The 2,768-nt window shown below is 29.8% G+C and carries 2 protein-coding genes; both read right to left on the bottom strand.

Annotated elements, in window-relative coordinates; all coding sequences use genetic code 11:
* Positions 1 to 137: 137 nt before the first annotated feature.
* A complete protein-coding gene (ltrA, locus tag IR152_RS19575) occupies positions 138 to 1,928 on the bottom strand; it encodes a group II intron reverse transcriptase/maturase (protein WP_227453496.1) in 1,791 nt (596 codons plus the stop codon).
* A 427-nt stretch (positions 1,929 to 2,355) separates the two neighbouring features.
* A complete protein-coding gene (locus IR152_RS20200) occupies positions 2,356 to 2,484 on the bottom strand; it encodes a hypothetical protein (RefSeq protein ID WP_255625038.1) in 129 nt (42 codons plus the stop codon).
* Between the last annotated feature and the right edge of the window lie 284 nt (positions 2,485 to 2,768).

Here is a 2,768-nt window from a genome sequence, read left to right as displayed (position 1 = left end):
ATGTCGATAGGTAAATCTTTGATGCTATCTCCAACTTTTCCCCCGACCCAAACGGTACGTGCGACTTTCACCGCATACCGCTTTCCATCGAAATAGTTTTCCATCTAATGATTTTTTCTTTTAAATTAAAGTTACCCTTAATTCAAAGTTTCACCTATTTTAATTAAATTATCTTCTTCGAAAATTATTTTTCTTAATTCAAAAATCTTTTTATTTTTAGTTTCTGTATTAGAATGAACTAACTTATGACATTCATCGCATAGGGTTATTAAGTTTGGAACTTTATTTATCTGATTTAAAGGAAGTTTTCGTCTTTTGTGATGACATTTAACTATTCCATTATATACAGATTGCTTACATGCCATACACATTCCCTTATCTCTGTTATAAGCATATTCTCTGTTCATTACATATTCAAAATTATAAATGTTTCCTTTTCTTTCTTGATTTCCTACTATTGTAAATAATTCATATGGATTATATAGTGTTGGTCTATGTTTTCCTCTTTGTTTTTTAGAGGTAATACTTTTCAATTCTCTACCTTCTTCTGTGTATGGTGTCATTTTAGGATTAAACTTTCTTGCATAAATAATTGGTGTTATTGATGCTTTAGTTAATCCTATTTTTAAATCTTTATAATCAAAGAAGAATGTTTTTTGTTTATATCCCATATGTCTATTAGTAAGATTATTAACTTTGTCTATATCTATAAGTCTATCTTTTCCACTTCCGTATAAGCTTCGTACCGTTTTATATGCAGTATAATATATTTTATTATCTATATTTTGTAATATCGATTTTGCAATACTTATTTTATAATAATTTGCAATTCCAATAATCATACTATTTATTTTTTCTACAAGTACAACTGTCTTTAATGGTGTTTCTTGATATCTTATAGCCTCGACCTTATCTAATATTTCTCTGGTTTTAGTCTTAACCATTTCTCTATTAGGTATAACCTTACATACGAGATTATTTGTTAATCTCTTTTTCTCTACAAATAGTTCAAATCCAAGAAATTTAGCATTTTCTTCTCTTAAATCTGTAATCATAGTTTTATCGTCAGATAATTCTAATGATAATCTATGTTTGAAGAATTTCTTACATTGATAAAGTAGTTTATTTGCTTCATCTTTACTTTCAGTTAATATTATCCAATCATCTGCATATCTTATTAAATACTTTTGTACATGCTCCTTTTTCAATTTCTTCCTTGCATTATCTAATGCAACTTTTCTTACTGATGATTTTGCTTTGTTTATATAATCATCTAAAAAGGGATGTTCTTCATATTGTGTTGACACATACTTATCGAATGCGTTTAGGTATATATTTGCTAATAACGGTGATATTATTCCACCTTGTGGGGTTCCAATGTCAGATTTATTATATTTTAAATCTTCCATTATTCCTGCTTTTAACATTTTCTTAATCATATTTAGCACTCTTTTATCTCTTATTCCAAGCCCCCACATCATTTTAATTAATATGTTGTGGTTAACATTGTCAAAGAAACTTTTAATGTCACCTTCTATTGCAACATAACATTTAGTTGTATTAACTAAACTTACAATTCGTGCTATTGCGTGTTCTGTGCTTCTATATGGTCTAAAACCATAACTATGATTAAAGAACTTTGCTTCCACTATTGGCTCTATAACAATTCTCGTTATCTCTTGTATAATCCTATCCAGCATTATTGGGATACCAAGGGGTCTTAATTTCCCATTCTTTTTAGGTATATACACCCCTCTAACTGCATTTGGTTTATAGTTGTCGATACACTTTCTTATTAGATTTATTAACTTCGTTATATCCATTTGCAAATATTTATCGATATTAACTTTATCTATTCCAGCAGTAAAACTACCTTTATTAGATTTAATATTGTGTATTGCAATAATTATTGTTTGTTCATTCTTCATTACTTCAACTAAATCATAAAATTCAGTATTTTTTTTTTTGAATTTTCATAAATTTTGTCTAAAACATTAACTAATTGTTTTTCATTTTCAATAACATAACTTTTTAAACACATCTGCAAGGTTATCACCTCCGATTGTTTTTACTATTAAATTCCCACCTTCATTTGAAGGGTTCATGATGATATGTTATTAAATAGGCTACTTACTATTCCGACTGGTGTCCTTCGCTCCAAGTAGTTTTATCCATCCTTCTTACATTACTGTAAATAGTGACTATCGGCTACTTATCAACACTACTATGACACCTCTGACTCCTTCTAATTTTCATAGATATAGCAAATCTCCAATTAGAAGGTATCTCCAGTTCCAATAAAACTATCCCTTATTTTACTTCGGCTTAGGTTTCCTCTCTATGCCGAGGGCTACATTATAACTGACTACCATAATCATTATAAGTTCTAACTTTATAAGTTATCATATACAACCAACTCACGAATGTTTGTATAAACCCTAAAATCCCACTTTCTGCTGTGGGGCAACAATTACGACACTTCACACAAGGATTCGTTGTCTAACCATACCAAAGTTTTTAAGGATGCCCACTCCATATAGTTACGTATGTCAAGTGTGTAACATCAGGCTCTGTCCTTACCGTGCTCTATACACCTTCATGTGCTATCTATTGGGTGCATAACGGGGTATCAGCAATATCACTATTGATAGTTGTGATAGAAAGGATTTTCACCTTTCAATTCGTTTTATTAGTTTGAATTAATTATATTAATCCACTTGCTTTTGTTCCTCAACTAAAGGCTTTTATATGCAAGAACTGGACGCACC

Origin of the sequence: Clostridioides sp. ES-S-0108-01, assembly GCF_020662285.1 — a bacterium.
In the GTDB taxonomy this organism is placed as follows: domain Bacteria; phylum Bacillota; class Clostridia; order Peptostreptococcales; family Peptostreptococcaceae; genus Clostridioides.
This window is presented reverse-complemented; position numbering and strand designations above follow the sequence as displayed.